18 protein-coding genes are annotated in these 20975 nt (G+C 32.1%); 11 read left to right on the top strand and 7 right to left on the bottom strand.

What is annotated here, in order from left to right:
- Positions 1-2934: a single-stranded-DNA-specific exonuclease RecJ gene (gene recJ, locus AS157_RS01195; RefSeq protein ID WP_077288942.1), complete on the bottom strand. Its 2934-nt coding sequence runs from the start codon at positions 2932-2934 to the stop codon at positions 1-3.
- 172 nt (positions 2935-3106) lie between these two features.
- Between recJ and AS157_RS01190 the strand changes: the two genes are divergently transcribed.
- From AS157_RS01190 to AS157_RS01170, 5 genes are all read left to right on the top strand, one after another.
- Positions 3107-3313 (top strand): hypothetical protein, encoded by a 207-nt coding sequence (locus tag AS157_RS01190; RefSeq protein WP_077288943.1) that lies wholly within the window; start codon positions 3107-3109, stop codon positions 3311-3313.
- Positions 3314-3326: 13 nt separating this feature from the next.
- Positions 3327-4199 (top strand): Hsp33 family molecular chaperone HslO, encoded by an 873-nt coding sequence (gene hslO / locus AS157_RS01185; RefSeq protein ID WP_077288944.1) that lies wholly within the window; start codon positions 3327-3329, stop codon positions 4197-4199.
- On the top strand, positions 4183-5358 hold the full coding sequence (locus AS157_RS01180) for a HAMP domain-containing sensor histidine kinase (protein WP_077288945.1): 1176 nt from the start codon (positions 4183-4185) through the stop codon (positions 5356-5358). The genes hslO and AS157_RS01180 overlap by 17 nt, the downstream gene beginning before the upstream one ends.
- Positions 5348-7003: a formate--tetrahydrofolate ligase gene (locus AS157_RS01175; protein WP_077288946.1), complete on the top strand. Its 1656-nt coding sequence runs from the start codon at positions 5348-5350 to the stop codon at positions 7001-7003. Before AS157_RS01180 ends, AS157_RS01175 begins: the two co-directional genes overlap by 11 nt.
- 179 nt (positions 7004-7182) lie before the next feature.
- Complete coding sequence (locus AS157_RS01170; RefSeq protein WP_077288947.1) at positions 7183-8466, top strand: Glu/Leu/Phe/Val family dehydrogenase; 1284 nt, start codon at positions 7183-7185, stop codon at positions 8464-8466.
- A gap of 61 nt (positions 8467-8527) precedes the next feature.
- Here the strand turns inward: AS157_RS01170 and acpP are convergent, their stop codons facing one another.
- The 6 genes from acpP to AS157_RS01140 form a co-directional block, all read right to left on the bottom strand.
- A complete protein-coding gene (gene acpP / locus AS157_RS01165; protein ID WP_077288948.1) occupies positions 8528-8758 on the bottom strand; it encodes an acyl carrier protein in 231 nt (76 codons plus the stop codon).
- A gap of 121 nt (positions 8759-8879) precedes the next feature.
- On the bottom strand, positions 8880-10427 hold the full coding sequence (locus tag AS157_RS01160; RefSeq protein WP_231450283.1) for a tetratricopeptide repeat protein: 1548 nt from the start codon (positions 10425-10427) through the stop codon (positions 8880-8882).
- 24 nt (positions 10428-10451) lie between these two features.
- Positions 10452-10784 (bottom strand): histidine triad nucleotide-binding protein, encoded by a 333-nt coding sequence (locus AS157_RS01155; RefSeq protein WP_077288949.1) that lies wholly within the window; start codon positions 10782-10784, stop codon positions 10452-10454.
- Positions 10785-10796: 12 nt separating this feature from the next.
- Entirely contained in the window at positions 10797-11996 is a 1200-nt protein-coding gene (locus AS157_RS01150; RefSeq protein ID WP_077288950.1) for an adenylosuccinate synthase, read from the bottom strand.
- 15 nt (positions 11997-12011) lie between these two features.
- Entirely contained in the window at positions 12012-13271 is a 1260-nt protein-coding gene (locus AS157_RS01145; RefSeq protein ID WP_077288951.1) for a hypothetical protein, read from the bottom strand.
- 1 nt (position 13272) lies between these two features.
- On the bottom strand, positions 13273-13944 hold the full coding sequence (locus AS157_RS01140; protein WP_077288952.1) for a metal-dependent hydrolase: 672 nt from the start codon (positions 13942-13944) through the stop codon (positions 13273-13275).
- A 112-nt stretch (positions 13945-14056) separates the two neighbouring features.
- Here AS157_RS01140 and AS157_RS01135 point away from each other — a divergent pair, with 112 nt between their 5' ends.
- The 6 genes from AS157_RS01135 to AS157_RS01110 are packed head-to-tail and all read left to right on the top strand — an operon-like array spanning position 14057 to position 20916.
- Entirely contained in the window at positions 14057-15424 is a 1368-nt protein-coding gene (locus AS157_RS01135; protein ID WP_077288953.1) for a GlmL-related ornithine degradation protein, read from the top strand.
- A 3-nt stretch (positions 15425-15427) separates the two neighbouring features.
- Positions 15428-16015, top strand: coding sequence for an NUDIX hydrolase (locus AS157_RS01130; RefSeq protein WP_077288954.1), 588 nt, complete (start codon positions 15428-15430; stop codon positions 16013-16015).
- Positions 15970-16794, top strand: coding sequence for a 4-(cytidine 5'-diphospho)-2-C-methyl-D-erythritol kinase (gene ispE / locus AS157_RS01125; RefSeq protein ID WP_214494942.1), 825 nt, complete (start codon positions 15970-15972; stop codon positions 16792-16794). The genes AS157_RS01130 and ispE overlap by 46 nt, the downstream gene beginning before the upstream one ends.
- Positions 16775-19126: an ATP-binding protein gene (locus AS157_RS01120; RefSeq protein WP_214494941.1), complete on the top strand. Its 2352-nt coding sequence runs from the start codon at positions 16775-16777 to the stop codon at positions 19124-19126. The genes ispE and AS157_RS01120 overlap by 20 nt, the downstream gene beginning before the upstream one ends.
- Positions 19127-19130: 4 nt before the next feature.
- Positions 19131-20129, top strand: coding sequence for a tryptophan--tRNA ligase (trpS, locus tag AS157_RS01115; RefSeq protein WP_077288957.1), 999 nt, complete (start codon positions 19131-19133; stop codon positions 20127-20129).
- Between the two features lie 4 nt (positions 20130-20133).
- Positions 20134-20916 carry a mechanosensitive ion channel family protein gene (locus tag AS157_RS01110; RefSeq protein WP_077288958.1) on the top strand — a complete coding sequence of 261 codons (783 nt, stop codon included), beginning with the start codon at positions 20134-20136 and terminating at the stop codon, positions 20914-20916.
- The last annotated feature ends 59 nt before the right edge of the window (positions 20917-20975 follow it).

Raw genomic sequence — 20975 nt, 5'->3', positions numbered from 1 at the left:
CTAAATATTAAGATAAACATCGTACATCTCCCTTTCCTCGATCATCTTGTAAATATCTTTAATAGATGCATTTAAAAGTGTCATAGTGTATTTTTCAAAATAAGAAAGTTCCAACTCCCTTTCAAGAACCCTAAGTATTTTTTTGTCGTTTTTGTAATCAAGAATTGCATGTTTTAACACCTTTGGAGAAATATTTACATCCTTTGAAAAATCTATAAATTTATTTTTATTATCTATCTTTAAATTGTAAAATCTTAAAACTGCTTCTTCTAATTTTTTCCTATCTGGAAAAATTTTTAAAAGATGATTTTTTCTCTTTAAAGCATCTTCACCGTTATAATAAAGTTGCAAGATTACATAGGAATCACCAGATACTGCATCTATTAACTCTTTTATGCTTAACGGAAAATCAAATATTCTAACTTCTGCACCATTTTCTAACATTGAGGGTAATCCATCAGAATTAGTTGAAGAAACCAATTTTTTTATCCTTCCTTTTTTTATCAAACTACTAATAACACACTTTTGAAACGGTTTTAATATAGGACTGTAAAACACCAAATCTTTAAATTCATACCTTCTAGAAATTAATTTTTCATAAAACTTTGTTACATATGAATAGTTTGAAAACAAAAATGCAATTGAATTAATTTCGTGCTCAATTGTTTTCTTGGAATTCCGCTTATCTTCCAGTCCAAAATTTATCTTCTTTTCTTCGCAAAAAATTGGAATGCTACTTTCAAACTTATACAAACTCGTAACAACAAAATCTTTTTCCCCCAATTTTTTTAATAATTTTTCATATAACTCATACGACAGTGAAGACAAAATCTGTATTTCATTCAAAATTATGAAGTCAAAATCATCCAAAGGAATTTTACCTTCAGTAATCATTATAGGGTTTGTAATAACATGTTTTGAATAATTTCTATTTAATGAGTTAACAAAAGTTATTCCATCAGGTGAATGCCTGGACAAACTTTCATAAACATGCAAAGCCTCGATATTTGTTGGATTTATCACTAACGTTCTACCTTTATTCATTAAATAAAGCAAAAAAGCGTTCCTAGTCAACAAATCTGATTGCAAAACAAATGGTTTTTCTTTAAAAAGGTACTTTTCAATTCTCTCATACCTTTGGGAAAGTTCACTACTATCCCAAAAATCCCTAAATTCGTCTCCTTTTTGGCTTTTCCAATCGTTTGTAAAGGAATATATAAAGTATTTATCTTTATAATCTTCCTCATACTCAGAAGAAATTTTAAAATCCAAGATATTTAAAAATGGACCAACACCATTTTGTCTTATGTTAGCCACAATATCCAACGAAGTTAAAACCGCGTGAATAGCTGGAATATCATAATAGTTCTTTTTTAAACCAAATCCTATTCCTTCAATGGTATTTTTATTTTTACTCTTTAACACCATTCTTACATTTGCTCCAAAATTTCCAAAGAACCTTATTCTTTCAACCAAATTATTTTTTATCAAAAAAACAGGTTCAGGATTCCCATGTCCAAACGGCTCCAAATAACTTAAAGCCTTTATTACATCATTTCCCACATCATCTAAATCCAAAACAGCATCTACTTCCAATTTAGAATCCACTTCAAAATGGCTATCACCAAATTTTTTTGAAATTGCATCGATAAGCTCGTTAATTTTTTCTTGTCTTATACTAAATCCAACTGCCATAGGATGTCCACCAATTTCCTCAAAGTACTCGGAAAACTTGGAAAGTACTTCCAAAATATCAACACCATCTACACTTCTACCAGAACCCCTGCCAATTCCCTCTTCAAGTGATACAACAAGAGAAGGTTTATTGTACTTTTGTACAAGCTTTGTAGCAACAATTCCTAAAACACCCGCATGCCATTTTTCGCCAGCGACGATCAAAATAGGTAAATCTTTTATCTTTGAACTTTCTATTTTGTTAACAGCCTCTTTAAATATCTTATTTTCTATCTCTTGCCTTGTAAAGTTATATCCCATTAAAATCTCTGCAAGTTGTTCAGCAGACGAAAGATTATTAGTTGTAATCAGTTTATAAGCATCCTCTGCGGAATACAATCTACCTGCTGCATTGAGCTTGGGAGCTAACCTATAACCAATATCTTGACTGGTAATATTTGTAATATTAAGTTTTTTCATAAGTTGCACAAGACCAATCCTATCTGTTTCATTGAGTTTTTTCAATCCTTCTTTTACAATATACCTATTTTCATCGACCAGATCCACCATATCCGCTATTGTTCCAAGTGCAACTATATCCAAGACTTCATTGATTTCTTCATCTTTAAGGTTTAACTCTTGTCCCAATGCAGAAATTAGCTTATACGCCACACCAACACCCGCAAAGTCCCTAAAAGGATACATTTCATCTTCCCTTTTTGGATCAACAACCGCATGAGCTTTCGGAATTTCATCCTTAATAGTATGGTGATCAGTTATTATTACATACATTCCCAACTCTTTTGCCCGTTCTACAGCTTCAAAACTCGTTATACCACAATCTACACTTAACAACACCTTAAACCCGTTCTTATAGAATCTCTCCACAATTTCAGGTTGTATACCATATCCCTCATCAAGACGATTAGGTATATAGTAATCCACCTTCCAACCATACTTAGAAAGGAAAGATACTAAGGTCGCAGTACCCGTTATACCGTCTACATCATAGTCTCCATATACAAAAACAGGGTATCCTTTTTCACGGGCAAGTAAGAGATATTTAACAGCTTTATCCATATCTTTCAATAAAAATGGAGAGCGCAAATCGTCTTTTGATGGATTGATAAACTTATACGCATCTTCAGGTGTAAGATAACCTCTGGAAACTAGTAACTGTGCCGTAAGTAGAGGAATATCCAATTCCTCAGCCAACTTTTCTGAAAGTTCGATATTAATTTTTTTCAATTCCCATTTCACTATTCTACTCCTTCCTTTTTTTATTTTTTTACTTTTGTATTTATTTTACCATATTAAAAATATTTTTAGAATAGTGTATAATATAACTATAGTAATATAGTAAGTGTTCCAAGTTCCACCAGCACCAAAGTTCTAATCTAAAAGAACCGCAAAAAAACGAGGAGGTGGAATTATGAGGAACACCTATTATTGGCTTGTACTTCTTGGAGACTCGGAATACCATATTTTACCTATCCTTTTTGTTCCCTCTCAATCACATGTAGATGCACTATTGGAAACCATATACAAAAACAAACTAATCAATTTTCAAGTAAAAAAAGTAATGTTTTCGGATAATTTTGAATCTGTTAAAGAAGTTACCATGAAATATGCAAATTAAGGAGTGATTAAATTTGGTTACAAACGGTATTGCATACAACGCTAGGGTAAGGTTTTCGGTTATTGATAGTACAAATATTATCCAAGAGATAACAAATAAACATTCTCTTTCTCCCATCACAGCCGTTGCCCTTGGAAGATTGTTAACAGGCGTTTCACTTATGATTCCATGGCTTTCACAAAGCGAAACACTTACTTACATAGTTGAAGGAAGTAACAAGATAAAATATATTGCTGCTCAAGCAAAAAACAACGGAGATGTAAGGGGATATGTTACACCCAAAGTGGTAGAAACACTTTTAAACAAAGACAATAAATTTGATATCAAAAAAGCAATAGGTAAGGGAACTTTAAAAGTTGTAAAGGACTTAGGTTTAAAAACCCCTTATGTTACACCATCCAAATTAGTTAGTGGTGAAATAGCAGAAGATTTAGCTCATTACTTTGCCACTTCTGAACAGATTCCAAGTGCTATAGCTTTAGGAGTCTTAGTGGACAAAAATGGAATTAAACGTGCTGGTGGAATTATTATTCAAATATTAGATAAATCCCTTTCACAAAAAAGCATTATAGAAATTGAAACAAAATTCAAAGAGATTACTCCAATAACTAACTTTTTGGAAAATCATTCCGCAATAGATGCATTAGAGTATATCTTTGGTGATAAAATTGAAAAAATAGAAAAACACAACGCCCAATTTAAATGTAGTTGTTCACATGAAAAAGCCATAGATTCAATAAGATTATTAAAAATTGAAGAATTAAAAGAAATTTTAGAAAAAAATGAAGACGTGGAAGTTGAATGTAAATGGTGTAGTACAAAATACATTGTTAAAATTCCAGAGATTATGAAAATCTTGGAGGAAAAAAATGAGCATCTCATCTAAAGTTACGTACATTGCCACTTTAATTTCAACTACAATTTTAGCTTTGGTATTAATATTTTTGTACTCTACTATAGATTCGCTAATGATAAAATTCACAAAAGAAGATTTGCTAAAAGTAAATCCAAAGGGACATATGATGCAACCTTTTATGAGAAGAGATATATACATATTAAGGAATAATATTTTAATTTCGGATCCCTATAACATAGGGATTGTTAAAAAAGAAGGGAAAGTAAAAATAAGCGATAGAACTTATTTATTTGTAAAAAAGCAAAACACCATTTTTGGAAAAGACATTACACCCATTGAAGAATTCATATTAAACATTAAAAAAAAGATCATCATTTTATTTTTAATATCTATTGCATTGATAAGTACACTCACCTATTTTATAACTAAAAAATCGTTAAAACACTTACATGACTTTGTAAGTAAAATTTCAAAACTAACAGGAAACGATCTCAACTACAGATTTATAAATCCACACACCAACGACGAAGTTGAAGAACTCGTTGAAAAATTCAACGAGTTAATGGATAAAATTGAAAAAAATTACAAATTACAAGAGGAATTTGTTTCAAATGTTTCTCACGAATTAAAAACCCCTATAGCAAACCTAATTGGTTATTCAAAAATGCTACAAAGATGGGGCATGAAAAACAAAGAGATTTTAAAAGAAAGTATTGAAAACATTGTACAATCTGCAAATAAAATGAGAGAATTAGTTGAAAATATGATAATGATTTCAAAAAATTACGAACTTGAAAAAGAACAAATAGATCTAAGACCTTTTATTGAAGGTATTATAACAGACAACAATGTGGTAATATCCGGGGATGGTACTATAGAAGCAAACAAAGAAGCCCTGGAAATTGTCATTAAAAATTTGATCAAAAATGCATTAATACACGGAAAACCTCCTGTTGAAATCTTACTCCAAAAAGACAAAATAGAAATTAAAGATCATGGGCAAAACATACCAAAAGAACTTAAAGAAAAAATTTTTGAAAAATTTTCAAAATCTAGAACTTCAAAAGGTCATGGATTGGGGTTGTATATAGTTAAAAAGTTATGCAATCAAATGGGATTAAATGTGTATTTGAAAAACTCAACTCATACTACATTTGTTATCGAAAGGAGTGAAAGATATGAAATCTGATATCGAAATTGCAAGGAAAGCAAAATTAAAAAAAATATCGGAAATAGCAAAGGAAATAGGTGTCGATGAAGAATACATTGAACCATACGGAAAATTCATTGCAAAAGTAAATCTAAATTTCTTAAAAAAAATAAGCGAAAGAAAAGATGGAAAACTCATATTAGTAACTGCTATAACCCCGACTCCCGCAGGTGAAGGGAAAACTACAACGAGTATTGGTCTTTCAATGGCATTAAACAAATTGGGAAAAAAATCCATAGTAACGTTAAGAGAACCATCACTTGGACCTGTTTTTGGTATTAAAGGTGGTGCAGCAGGTGGTGGATATTCTCAAGTGCTTCCCATGGAAAATATAAACTTACACTTTACAGGAGATATTCATGCTATTTCATCTGCACACAACCTAATATCCGCTGTAATAGATTCACACATTAAATTTGGAAATGAATTAAAAATAAATCCCGCGAAAGTATTCTGGAAGAGAACAATGGATATGAATGATCGTGCACTAAGACAAATCGTTGTAGGACTTGGTGGGAATACAAATGGTCTTCCAAGGGAAGATGGATTTATAATAACCGCTGCATCGGAAATAATGGCGATACTCTGTCTTGCAAAAGACTTAAAAGATTTAAAAGAAAGACTTGGAAATATAGTACTTGCAGAAAGCTTTGATAAAAAACTAATAAAAGTCAAAGATTTAAAAATAGAAGGCGCTCTTACAGTACTTTTAAAAGATGCAATTAAACCAAATCTTGTACAAACAATAGAAAACACACCGGCGTTTATTCATGGCGGACCTTTTGCAAATATTGCTCATGGTACAAATAGCATAATATCTACAAAAATGGCGCTAAAATTAGCAGATTACGTCGTTACTGAGGCGGGATTTGCCGCAGATTTAGGTGCAGAAAAATACTTAGATTTTGTCACACAAGTTGCCAAATTCAATGTAAATGCTGTTGTATTGGTAGCAACAATAAAAGCATTAAAATACCATGGTGGGGTAAATAAAAATGATTTGTCCAAAGAAAATGTAGACGCAATGCTAAAAGGTATGGATAATCTAAAAACACACATTGAAAATTTAAAACTCTATAACGTACCAGTAGTAGTAGCATTAAATGTATTTCCAACAGATACCGAAAATGAATTAAAAGCATTTTCAAATAACTGTAACGCTCCACATGCATTTTTAAGGGCATTTCAAATGGGAAGTGAAGGTGCAATAGATCTTGCAAAGCTTGTAACTGAAAACATCTCAGAAATCCCACATACACCAATTGTAAATTTCAATATGTCCATAGAAGAGAAACTTGAAACACTTGCAACAAAAATCTATAGGGCAAAAAAAGTTATATACACAGATAAAGCAAAGAGTAAATTAAAATTCCTAAAACGCCATGGATTTGAAAACTTACCAGTAATTGTCGCCAAAACTCAATCAAGTATATCTGATGACCCCAAGAAAATAAACGCACCAAAAAATTATGATTTTACAATAAGGGATTTTGAATTATCCGCTGGTGCTGGATTTGTAGTAGCTCTAGCTGGTGAAATAATGAGAATGCCAGGACTTTCGAAAATTCCAAACGCAACTAACATAGATATAGACGAAAATGGAAATATAATAGGATTATCCTAAGCTGGTCATACGACCAGCTTTTTTATTTTTAAAGCATAATTTAGTAAAAAAAAGAAAATACAAATATTTTGCCTGGAAAATGATTTATGTTAGGATTTTCACAAAATATCGGCGTTGAAAAATTAAGCATTTTAAGTAATAATTTAGGTGTACTACAACACAATAGGGAGGTTTAAAAAATGAAATTAAGCGAATTAGGCAAATTAGAAGCACCAGGTCCACTCTATAAAATGGCACAACACCAATTTTTAAAAGCAGCAAAACTCATGGATTTAGATCCAAACATTGGAAATTTTTTGCTTTGGCCACAAAGATCGTTGATAGTACATTTTCCAGTAGTAATGGATGATGGTAGAGTAGAAATATTTGAAGGATATAGAGTTCAACACAATACGGCAAGAGGTCCTGCAAAAGGTGGTATAAGATATCACCCTGAAACAAATTTAGACGAAGTTTCCTCACTTGCATTCTGGATGACATGGAAATGTGCTGTTGTTAACCTTCCATACGGTGGAGGAAAAGGTGGAGTTAGAGTTGATCCCAAAAAGCTCTCCGAAAAGGAACTTGAGAAATTAAGTAGAAGATTCTTCTCTGAAATTCAAATGATGGTAGGTCCAACAAAGGACATCCCAGCACCTGATGTAAACACCAACGCAAAGATAATGGCTTGGTATATGGACACCTACAGCATGAACTCAGGTAATACAACACTTGGAGTCGTAACAGGTAAACCTCTTGATCTTGGTGGTTCAGAAGGAAGACCAGAAGCAACAGGCCGTGGTGTTTCAATCAGTGCAGCAGAAGCATGTAAAGCACGTGGTATAGACATTTCCAAAGCCAAAGTAGCAATTCAAGGTTTTGGTAACGTAGGTTCGTTCTCTGCAAAGATACTTTCAGAAGAATACGGTGCAAAAATAGTAGCAGTAAGCGATGTAAGTGGTGGACTTTACAATGAAGAAGGATTTGATGTTAACGATTTAATCAAATATAGAGATGAAAACGGTGGATTAATCAAGGGATATCCAAAAGGAAAACCAATCTCAAACGAGGAATTACTCACATTAGATGTTGATATCTTAGTCCCAGCAGCACTTGAAAATGCAATCACTGGAAAAATTGCAAAAGACGTCAAAGCAAAGATAATAGTCGAAGGTGCAAATGGTCCTACAACAGAAGAAGCAGAAGAAATCTTAATTGAAAAAGATGTACTTGTAGTTCCAGATATTCTAGCAAACGCTGGTGGTGTTACAGTATCTTACTTTGAATGGGTACAAGACCTTCAAAGCTTCTTCTGGGATGTAGATGATATAAGAAAGAAATTACATAAGATTATGACTAAATCCTTCAGCGAAGTATACGCAACAAAACAAAAATACAACACAGATATGAGAACAGCTGCTTACATTGTGGCAATTGAAAGAGTTGCAAAGGCAGTCAAAAAAAGAGGATACTTCCCAATGTAAAAAATACCCGGGGTTATTCCCCGGGTTTGTTTTTAAAAAAAGGAAGGCGTACGCCCTCCCTTTATACTCTTTGACTGATCAAATCAATAATATCCTTAACCGTATTGATTTTAGAAAGATCCGAATCTTCTACTTTAATTCCAAGCTCATCTTCAAATGCCATAACTAAATCTACCATATCTAAAGAATCTGCCCCTAAATCATCTGTTAAACTTTTTTCTTCCGTAACTTCATTAACATCTACTCCAAGTTGTTCGGCTATAATTTCTTTGATTTTTTGCACTTTTTCCATAATACTCACCTCCCACTATGCAAAATATTACCACATTTAAAAGTTAGTGTCAAGTAAAAATGTTAAACTTGTTTAATTGTAACAATAAAATGAAAGCCAGTGTGTTTACTGGCTTTTTTAATCATAATTCGATAAATAATTTTGCCAGTTTACCAATAAATGTCTCTTCTTTTATATCATTAATTTCTGGTTCATAGCTTAAAAGCTCCATTAACTGTAAAATAAAATTAGGTAGATTCTCTGTTTTTTCAAAATTTTCCCAAAAATCATCCAAAGAGGTCTTTGTGTACTCAAGTATATTAATCATTTTTTTTAAAAGTGGAATATTTATATTCGAAAGCTGTTCTAGTACTTTTTCAATTATCTCAGAAAAAGGCATGCCACCAAATACTCTACCAAAATAAATGATTTGAATTACTTTGTAAAACACCACTGCTTCGTCTATATCAAAGAGTAAAAATGAAGATTTGGCTAGATTCTTCTCTATTAAAATTGGATCGGCACCAGCAATATATCCACTTGAAATAACAAGTGCTATCCTTTGGTTAAAAGGAAAATTCCTATACCTTTCAAGTTCTCCTAAAATAACCTCTCCCTCATCGTTGGTAAAATCAAATACATACTCAAGTTCTTTAAAAGGAAAGTGGATTTTTTCTAACTTACTCTCTATCAAATCTTTCTCTTGCCTAACCTTTCTTAAAAAAGCAACATATTCTGGATCAAATTTTTCTAATTCGTTTAAAATAAAGTCTTTATATCCATCAATAAATAACAAAGATTTTAAATAATTTTCCCTGTAATCTTCACCTGCAAGCTTTAAACTCTCACTTGCTTCTTCATATAACCCCAATAATTTTTGCTGCAATCCCAACTCGTTGTAAACCTCAAAAGACGGGAAGTTTTTGGATAACTCTTTTAACACCTGCAACGCTTGAAGATGTTTTCCAAGTTTTGACAACGTATATGCCAGATTATACGCAATCTCCGGTTTATACTCAATTGACAAACCATCTTTAAAAACTTTCTCTGCTTTTTCAAATCTTTGTGTGGTATTGTACAAAACACCTAATCTAAGAAAAATTTGAGGTAATTTTTCCACCTTCAAAGCTGCTTGATATGCAATTTCCGCATCTTTATACTGACCATTTTCAAAATACGCATCACCCACTTTTAACAAGGGAAGTGCAAAGTCCTTGTTAATCTCAAAGGCTTTCATATACATTTCAACGGATTCATCGTATTCTTTCTTTAAATACAAAACATTCCCAAGTTCGTAATATCCCAAATAAAAAGTGGGATTAAGCGAGATAGAACGTTTTAATTCAACTTCTGCATTATCGTAATCTCCAAGTTTTGAAAATAATAATCCATAATAAAAATGGTACCTGTAATCATACATTACATTTTTTGCCTTTTCCAAAAATTTTCTCGCTTTTTCATAATTTTCATCGTTTAAGAGTTCTTTAAACTTTTCATAATAAAAATAGGTAAGGTAAGATGCCCAATATTCATTTTTCTCAACAGAATATTGAGCCTCTAATCCCCTTAGTATTACATCTAGTGGAATCTTGTTAATCTCGCTAATTAAAGGCATATCCTCAGCTAAAATGGGTAATTTAACGGGTAAATTCTGCTCTTTTGCAATTTCTGGCTTTACAGGTAAATACACAATTGCCTTGATTTTATCATCTCCTTATCCTATACCTCCAAATTTTCTACCTGAAATTACGTGAAAGTGTATATGTGGGACTTCTTGCCCCGCGCTCTTTCCATTGTTTTGCACTATTCTATATTCCTCGAATCCAAATTTATCGCTTAATTCCTTTATTATGTAAAACATCTTCCAAAAACGTCTTTGATCATCTTCAGATAACTCGTGTAACCTTTCTACATGCTTTTTGTAAATAACCAAAAGGTGAAGCGGTGCAACGGGTTTTATATCTTTTATGACTATAAAATCTTCATCTTCGTACACCTTTTCAGAAGGTATCTCATTTCTTATTATTTTACAAAAAACACAATCCATATTTATCCCTCCTTATAATTCCACTATTTGCTCAACTTTTGGACCTACTGAAATATAACTAATCTTTCTTTCCAATTCCTTTTCCAAGAAATTTACAAAATCCAAAAATTCTTGTGAATCATGGGTTTTCCATCCCTTAAAATATTCATATATAGGCTTTGCTCTATAAAGAAGTGACATACTATCTATTTTTGTTATTTTTTCTCCATCTACGTCGTATCCTACACAAACTGGTATTTTTTCAAAACCGTTTAAGATATCACTCTTTGTCATAACTAATTCAGTAGCACCAGAAACCTTAATCGCGTATTTCATTAAAGGAATATCTAACCATCCACATCTTCTAGGCCTTCCCGTTGTCGCACCAAACTCATGTCCCATTCTTCTAAGATGTTCTCCTTCTTCACCAAGTGCCTCACTTGGAAATGGTCCATTCCCTACCCTAGTAAGGTATGCTTTGAAAACCCCTAAAAACTTATTTATTTTGACAGGATATCCAACTCCATTTTGAATACCCGTTGTGTTACAATTTGTTCCTGTAACAAATGGATAAGTTCCAACATCTACATCTAACAAAACCCCTTGTGTGCTTTCAAATAAAGTCTTATTGTTTTCAATTAAGTCTACTATCTTTCCATGTGGAACAACAAATTTTTTAATACTTTCATAAGCCTTTAAAATACAATCATACCCATCTACTTCTATTCCATACATTTCTTTGTAAAAGTTTGATAAAAAATTCCACTTATCTACAAAATCGTATTCAAAATCTGCAATTCTCAAACCTATTCTGTGCACTTTATCCGCATATGCAGGTCCTATACCTTTTTTCGTTGTTCCAACCGCGCTTTTTCCTTTTGTCTCTTCTATTTTTTTATCCAATAACTTGTGATGTGGTAATACTACATGTGTCAAATCAGAAACATACAATTTTGGTTCTTTTCCCTTTTTCTCTTTATATTCTTCAATTTCTTTCACAAGTTGTTCAATATCAAGTACCACACCGTTTGAAATAATTGCGCCAATATCGTATTTTAAGTGTATTGATGGAAGTAAATGATGTATCATTTTAAAATTTTCATATTCCACAGTATGTCCCGCGTTACTTCCTCCACTATACCTTACAACAAAATCATAACCTTTTGAAAAAAAAGTCGTCACCTTTCCCTTTCCTTCATCCCCCCACTGCAAACCAAAAAGCACACTTTTCAAATTAATTCACCTCACTTAAAAGTTTTCTATACTCGAAAATTTATCACTCTTTGTGTTTTCTATATTTGACAGTCTTTTAAATACCTTTGATCTTATAAGCTCAAGTTTTTTTATACTAGTATTAAAAATCTTAGCGATTGAATACATTTCCATATTTAAATTAACCACGATATTTTCCTTACCATGAAAATACGTCCCCCTTTTCAAAGAAAGCATTTCTATATTTGAATGAGTCATTACAACTCTTGAAAAATCACTTGCATTAAAACTTTGAGATGAGAGAGAAAAAATCTCCATATTAGTTAATCCTTCTGCCATAAAAGTGTTGTTGTTTAACTTGTTAATAATTACCTTTCTTGTGTTTGCAATATTTAAATTAGTAATTGTAGAATTTTCCAATACCAATAGTCCTACATGTTCTACATTTAACTTGTCTACTGTTGAATCCTTAATAACCACTAAATTTGTTTTGCTTAAATTTAATATTGGTAAATTTATGTCTTTTAGAAAAACCAATTTTCCGCCATTTGATGAAACTTCACCTTTATACTCCCTTCCTTCAAGATAAAATGTTCCATTTCCTTCAACTTCAAATTTCAAGTTCCCCGTAAAATTTACATTCTTTGGAACATACACTGTACCCTTTACAACCATATTTCCAACACCTATAGTTTTTAATTCAACGTTCTTCTCAAGAAGCAAAGCAGATTTTTCCGGAACAAGAATTTTTCCCACAATCTTGTAAGGAGATTTTGAACTCAAAAGTATATTCTTATCAAATATTCCAGATATAGGAGTTTTTGAATCAAGCGGTGTAATATTTTCTACACTGGGAGGAATGTAGATAAAATTTCCTACATTTCCCGCATCATCCATACCACAGACAACCAGAGGATCAACATCATACCTCTTAACCGTTTTTTCAAGTTTTTTTTCAAAAAAATTCAATCTACTATTATAATCTACTTCATATACCGGTGTTTTAAATATTACGAGATTTGGATCTCTTATTGAAAAATTCACTAAAGTAGGAGGAACCGTATCAACTATGATCTTAAACAAGAATTCTTGATAACTTCCCACCAATCTCAACGAGTGTGCCCCATCCTCAAAATCAAGTCCATTAACCCTATTCTCTGTTATTGGAATTCCATCAAAAAAACCTAGTAGTCCCTCAAATTCAATATAAACATCTTCTTTTCCTATATACCGAGGGATGTTTAACGAAAACATACTCAAAGATATCAATAAAATGACTAGTATCGTTTTTTTCACATTATACCTCCAAACTTTCCCCTGGTCTTAATACTACACAATCTACATTTAATTTTTCAACTTCCAATTTAAATTTATCTACATCAGCTTTTATCACATCCCAGGTGTTATAATGCATAGGTATTACCATCTTTGGTTGTATAAACTCTACAGCTTTTACGGCATCATCTACATCCATAACAAAATTTCCACCAATTGGCAAAAGTGCAATATCCACACCCTTTAAAAGTTCCATATCCTTAGTAAGCCCTGTATCTCCAGCATGGTATATAGATTTTTCACCATATATTACAAATCCACCTGGATTACCCCCATATATGATGTCACGTCCTTCTATTATTCCAGAACCGTGAAGTGCAGGAGTCATCTTTAACTTTCCAAATTCAAAATTTGTTGCCCCTCCAATATGCATTGGATGTACTTTCCTCACACCTTTTGATTGTAAATAATTGCATATTTCAAAATTTGAAATAACTGTGGCATTGAATTTTTCGGAAAGCTCTACAGTATCACCTATATGATCCCCATGTCCGTGAGTTACTAATATATAATCAATCTTTGGTAACGAAAAATTCCTAGGAAAAGATGGATTCCCTGTAATAAATGGATCAATTAAAATATTCTTCTTAGTTTCCAATAAAAAAACCGCATGACCCAAAAAGGTGACTCTCATATTTTCGCCCTCCTTTTTACTCTTCAACATTTAAAATTATACTCTAAAATAACTTTAAGTTGCAAGAGATTTTTTATTAATTTCGTGATAAAATCAATTAGGGGGTGAAAAAGTGAAGTTAGATCTACTTTTTGCCGAAATAGGATCAACAACAACGGTGGTTACGGCATTTCACAATTTAGACGGTAATGTAAAAATTGTAGGACAAGGTGAACACTGGACAACTGTCAATGAAGGTGATGTAACAATAGGTATTGAAAGGGCAATTGGAAAATTAAAAGAAAAAATCGGTGAAAAAAAACTAACTTGGGATAAATTTGCAGCATCTAGCAGTGCTGCAGGGGGATTGAAAATGACTGTACACGGTCTTGTGTATGACATGACCGTGCGTGCTGCACGAGAAGCTGCATTAGGTGCAGGCGCAGTTATTAAATACGTTACGGCGGGAAAAATGGACGACTTTCACATACAAAAAATTAAAGAAATCCAACCAAAACTCATACTTCTTGCGGGTGGTGTAGATTACGGTGAAAAGGAAACGGTGATCCACAATGCAAAAGTTCTATCAAAATTGGATTTAGATATCCCAATAATTTACGCGGGGAATGTTGCAGTTGCAGAACAGGTGGAATATATACTTAAGAATTCTGGAAAAACTGTTTTTATTACGGAAAATGTATATCCAAAAATTGACCAACTCAATGTAGAACCTACAAGGAATATAATAAAGGAAATATTTGCCCAACACATAACCAAAGCCCCGGGAATGGAAAAAATATATGAAATTGTAGATTACAATATCCACACAACACCTGGTGCTGTTATGAGAACTACCCAACTTCTTTCTGAAATTTACGAAGATGTCCTTACCATAGATATTGGTGGCGCAACAACCGATGTAGATTCAGTAACAGAGGGAAGTAACGAAATACAGGAATTAATGATAGCACCAGAACCAAAGGCAAAACGCACTGTAGAAGGTGATTTAGGGTTATTCGTAAACGCGCGCAATGTAATCAACCTTATAGGCGAAGAAAATTTAAGACTTGAATTTCCAAATTTGTCCGAATTAAAAACAAGAATATCTCCATATCCAAAAACAGATGAAGATGAAAAATTTATCGCAAAACTTGCACTGTATTGTTTTCAACAAGGTATCAGAAGACACGTGGGAATTAAAAAACATATATACACACCACTTGGCAGAAAACTAATAGCCGAAGGAAAAGATTTAACAGCCATTAAGTATTTATTTGGCACAGGTGGATTTTTAAGCCGCTCAAAATATGCACCACAAGTTTTAAAGTCTATAAATAATCTCTCTAAGTTACATCCGATGGATCTTTTACCACAAAATAAAGTAAAGATATTTAGGGATAAATATTATATATTTGCAGCTATCGGTGTAATATCTACGGAAATAGATAAAGACTTTGGAAAGAAAATCCTAGAAAAAGATATAGAAGAGATTGGAGGTTAAACAATGTATGAAAATGAAAAAGTATTAGTTATCCCAACTAAAGAAGTAGAGAAATTATGTAACAAAAAAACAGGCCTAATTAAAGTCCCAGAATATGATATAATTTCAATAATAAAAGAATATGGTAAATTCGTAGATAGAAATACTGCAGAAAACGATGAAGCAATTAGACAAGTAATTCCATATATAATTTTAAGGGAAAACAACAAATTTCTCCTCTTTAAAAGAACTACTGCCCAAGGAGAAAAAAGATTGCATAATAAAATTACAATAGGTGTTGGAGGACATATAAATACAGAAGACTCTGTAGATCCTATTGAAGCTTTAAAGAAAGGGATGTTAAGGGAAATAAATGAAGAAGTAGATGTAGAAATCAAAAATATAGAGTATTTAGGATTAATCAATGTAACTGACAATCCGGTAAGTAGAGTACACGTAGGGCTTTGTTATATTGCAGATGTTAAGTATTTTGGTTTAAAGGAAAAGGAAAAATTCATTGAAATATTTTCAAATAACCCAGGCAAATATTTTGAGGAGATGGAAGGATGGAGCAAAGTAGTGGTGCAATCGTTAGATCATATGCAAAAATAAATCTCTTCCTTGATGTCATAAAAAAACGCAGTGATGGATACCATGAGATTTTATCTCTATTTCAAAATATATCCCTTTATGATCGCTTAATAATAACAAAAATCGATAGAGGACTTGAAATAAAATCAAACGTGGATATAGAAAATAACATATTGTACAAAACTTGGGATATTTTTTGCTCAAAATTTAAAGAACCAGAATTTGGCCTTAGAATAACTCTTGAAAAAAATATCCCCATGCAAGCAGGATTAGGTGGTGGAAGCTCAAACGCAGCGGCTTTGTTATTTTATTTATCTGATCAAATTGGAATTCACAAAAAACAGATATTAAACATAGCCTCAGAAATAGGAAGTGATGTTCCATTTTTTCTTTTTGGCGGAACGGCTATAGTAAAAGGAAAAGGCGAAATAATTGAACCTTTAGCTCCATTAACTGGTTATAAAGTGAATATAATTACATCTAACGGTATTTCCACAAAAAAAGCATATCAAAGCTTAAATCCCACTTTATTTGGTAAGGCGCCATGTTCACCATACATACTTTATGAAGCGTATAAAAATAGAAATATAACCGAAATAAAAAGATGTACATACAATATATTCGAAAAAATAGTGACGAAAGCCAATAAAGAAATTTCACAAAATCTAAAAAAACTAAAAAAAACTTCTTTAATATCTGCACTAACAGGTAGTGGTAGTGCAGTATACGGTATCTCATTTAAAGAAGGTGAATTTAAATTTATTCCAAGGGGGATTGAATATGAAAAAGTTAAGCTATAAAGATTTAACTTTAAAAAATTCTATATTCCCAAGAGTAAATTCTTCGAAAAATATAAACCCATGCGAAACGTTTATTGGACGAGAAGATGCATTCAAAGCTATGCAATTTGGTCTTTCTATGAAACAAAAGGGATATAACATATTCATAGTAGGTCCAAGTGGCACTGGAAGAAAATCTTTTGCTATTTCATTTGCAAAAAAATTTTCCAAGAAAAAGAAAAATTACCACGATTTGGTCTATACCATTGATTTAGATGAAGCATACGCTGCAAAAGCCATAATACTTCCACCAGGTGAAGGAAAGAAACTAAAGGAAAAGTTAGAAAACATTTCAGAAGACATATTCAAAAACATACAAAAAACATTTGAAAGTGAAGAATACGAAGAAAAAAAGAAAGAATTGGAAATGGAATACGAAGAAAAAAAAGAAAAAATTTTAAGTGAACTCTCCAAAAAAGCAGTAAGATTGGGATTTGTAGTAAAACTTACTCCCACGGGCATCGTTTACGCTCCACAAATGGATGGAAAACCATTAGCCCCAGAACAATTTGAACAACTACCTGAAGATATAAAAAGAAATTACGAAGAAAACGCAAAAAAACTGGACCACTTAATCTCAGGTGTATTATATCAACTAAGAAAAATCGATATGGAGTATAGAGAAAAGTTCAACGATTTGGACAAATATGCAACTTTATTCTCCATTGATTCGCTCTTTGAAGAGCTTAAAGAAGAATTTAAATACTCTGAAAAACTTTTAAATCACTTTGAAAAATTGAAAAGTCATATAGTAAAACAAAGTGTTAAAGTTAAAAATTTTGAAGAATGGAAGGGATATATAAAACACATCTTAACCGTAAATTTAATTGTAGATAACTCAAATTTAAGCAGTGCTCCTGTTGTTTTTGAAAATAATCCCACTTATCCAAACTTATTTGGTAAAGTAGAATACATATCAAAATCCGGAGTGTTATACACAGATTTTTCAATGATTAGAAGTGGCGCTATCCACAGGGCAAATGGTGGGTATTTAATTTTAAATGCCGAAGATATACTTAAATTTCCATATGTTTGGGATAAGTTGAAAAAAACACTAATTTCCAAAAAAATTACCATTGAAAATATTGATAGTGCATACGGAATAAACCCTACAATAACATTAAAACCCGAACCAGTTGATTTAGATTTAAAGGTAATAATAATTGGAACACCAGAGTTATATTATATACTCTACGAATACGACGAAGACTTTAAAAAGTTATTTAAAGTCAAAGTTGAGTTTGATTGGGAAATGAACGCAACAAAGGAAAATATAAAACAATATTATTCGTTTATATCAAGCGTAGTCAAAAATAATGAACTTAACCCTTTAAATTCAAAAGCCTTAAAAAGGGTAGTATGGTATTCAATGAGACTTTCGGAAAACAAAGATAAACTTTCCATGAAGATGGGAGAAATATCAAGCCTTATAATAGAATCGGATTACTATTCAAAACTACGAGATGCAGATACAATAACAGAAGAAGATATCCTCAATGCGATAAAAAATAGGGAAAATAGAGTTCGGTTAATTATGGACAAGTACGACGAAGCACTCAAAAAATACGAAATAATGATAGAAACCCAAGGAAAAGTAGTGGGGCAAATAAACGGACTTACAGTAAGTCACTTTGGAGATTTTTCATTTGGTATGCCTGTAAAAATAACCGCCAAAGCATATGTTGGAAATACCGGAATAATCGATATTCAAAGGGAATCAGATTTAAGTGGTAATATACACAGCAAAGCGGTATTAACTCTAATGGGATATCTAGGTTGTAAATACGCAACTGAATTCCCATTATCACTTGGAATATCTATAAGTTTTGAGCAAGTGTATGGTGTAGTTGAAGGAGATAGTGCATCTCTTGCTGAAACTATAGCCATAATATCTGCAATATCTAATATTCCAATTAAACAATCTATAGCAGTAACAGGATCAATTAACCAGCACGGTGTAGTCCAACCTATAGGTGGTGCCATAGAAAAAATCGAAGGATTTTATAGATTATGTAAACATAGGGGACTTGATGGTACCCATGGGGTAATAATTCCAGAGGCAAACATAAAAAATCTAATATTAAAAGATGAAATATTGGAAGACGTAAAAAAAGGCCTTTTCAACATTTGGGCTGTATCCAATGTTGATGAAGCAATTAAAATTTTGATGGATAAACCTGCCGGAAAACTAAACGAAAAAGGTAGATATCCAAAAGGTTCTGTTAATTACTATGTTAGCGAAAAATTAAGAAAAATCCATGAACATCTAGAAGGAAAAAAGAGCAGGAGGTAATACAATGAGAATACTAAGTGGTATGAGACCAACTGGAAAATTACACATTGGCCATCTTTTTGGTGCACTCCAATCATGGGTTAACCTTCAAAAAGAACATGAATCCTTTTATTTTGTAGCAGATTGGCATGCATTAACTACCCATTACAACGATACTGATGAAATAATTAAAAATTCCATTGAACTTGTCAAATCCTACCTTGCAGTTGGAATTGATCCAAACAAATCCACAATATTCATACAATCCGAAATAAAAGAACACGCAGAATTGACACTATTATTTTCGATGTTTGTTCCCGTTTCACGACTTGAAAGGGTTCCAACTTACAAAGAAATTAAGCAACAACTAAAAGATAGAGATTTATCAAATGCAGGTTTTTTGATCTATCCTGTCTTACAGGCTTCAGACATACTTATTTACATGGCAGAAGGTGTACCCGTTGGAGAAGATCAAGTCTATCACATAGAACTTACAAGAGAAATTGCAAGAAAATTTAATTATCTTTACAAAGAAGTATTTCCAGAACCAAAGCCAATACTTTCAAAAGTTCCAAAACTACTTGGAACAGATGGCAGAAAGATGAGTAAAAGCTATGGAAATACCATACCTTTAATCACAGATGAAAATACACTAAAAAAGATGGTAATGCCTATGATCACGGATCCCGCAAGAAAAAGAAGAACAGATCCGGGAAATCCCAAAAAATGTCCTGTATGGGATTATCACAAAGCCTTTGAAATCAGCAAGGAAGATGAAGCCTGGGTAATAGATGGTTGTACAAACGCAAAAATTGGTTGTGTAGATTGTAAAAAACTATTACTAAAAAATATGAAAGAAAAATTAGAACCTATTTGGGAAAAATATTATTCACTCACAGATGATTATGTCAAAGACGTAATTGTTAACGGAAACAAAAAAGCAAGAAAAATAGCACAAGACACCATGGAAAAAGTAAGAAATGCCATGAAACTTGATTATTCTCTTTTAAAAGATATGAGGTGAATTTATGAATAGTTTGTTTCAAAATTATTGGGAAAAAGGTTTACTTTCGATTATAACGATTGTAATATCGTATGTTTTATATAAGTATTTAACAAAATTAATCTATAAATCAATAAAGGCATTTGGCAAGGAAATTAAAGCTCCAAAAACCGTTCAATTTTTTATTGGAATAATCATCGCAGTTTTTGCAATTTTAATAATTCTAAGCATTTTTGATATTGATCTATTACCATACATTACAGGACTTGGAATCTCAGGAATAATTGTAGGTCTTGCACTTCAAGAACCACTCACAAACTTTGTCTCTGGAATACTTGTTATGACCACTCGAAAATTATTCGAAGGTGAAGTGGTAGATGTAAATGGGATAACTGGAATAGTTGATGAAATAAAAATAAACCATAGTTATTTAAAAACCTTTGATGGAAAATTGGTGTTACTTCCAAATAAAAGCGTTTGGAGTGGAACTGTAACTAAATACTGGCCCTCTACAGTAAGACGTGTAAATATGGATGTTGGAGTATCATACGACAGTAACCTCGAAGTAGCACTTAAACTGATTAAAAAAGCAATAGATGAAGAACCACTCGTTGTAAAAGAAAATGTAAGCAACTTTATAGCCTTTAAACAGTTTGGAACAAGTTCCATAGATTTTACAGTATATTTTTGGGTTGAAAGAAATTCCTATTTTGAAGCAATAAATGCCCTTGCAATAAGAATTAAGAAAATATTTGATGAAAATAAAATAGAAATTCCATTTACACAGATAGATGTTCACATGAAATAATTTTATAAATTTTACCAATTTTATGGTAAAATTACTATGTTAATTAAAGATAACAATTG

Source organism: Thermosipho sp. 1244 (genome assembly GCF_018588215.1).
GTDB classification, from domain to species: domain Bacteria; phylum Thermotogota; class Thermotogae; order Thermotogales; family Fervidobacteriaceae; genus Thermosipho; species Thermosipho affectus.
This window is presented reverse-complemented; position numbering and strand designations above follow the sequence as displayed.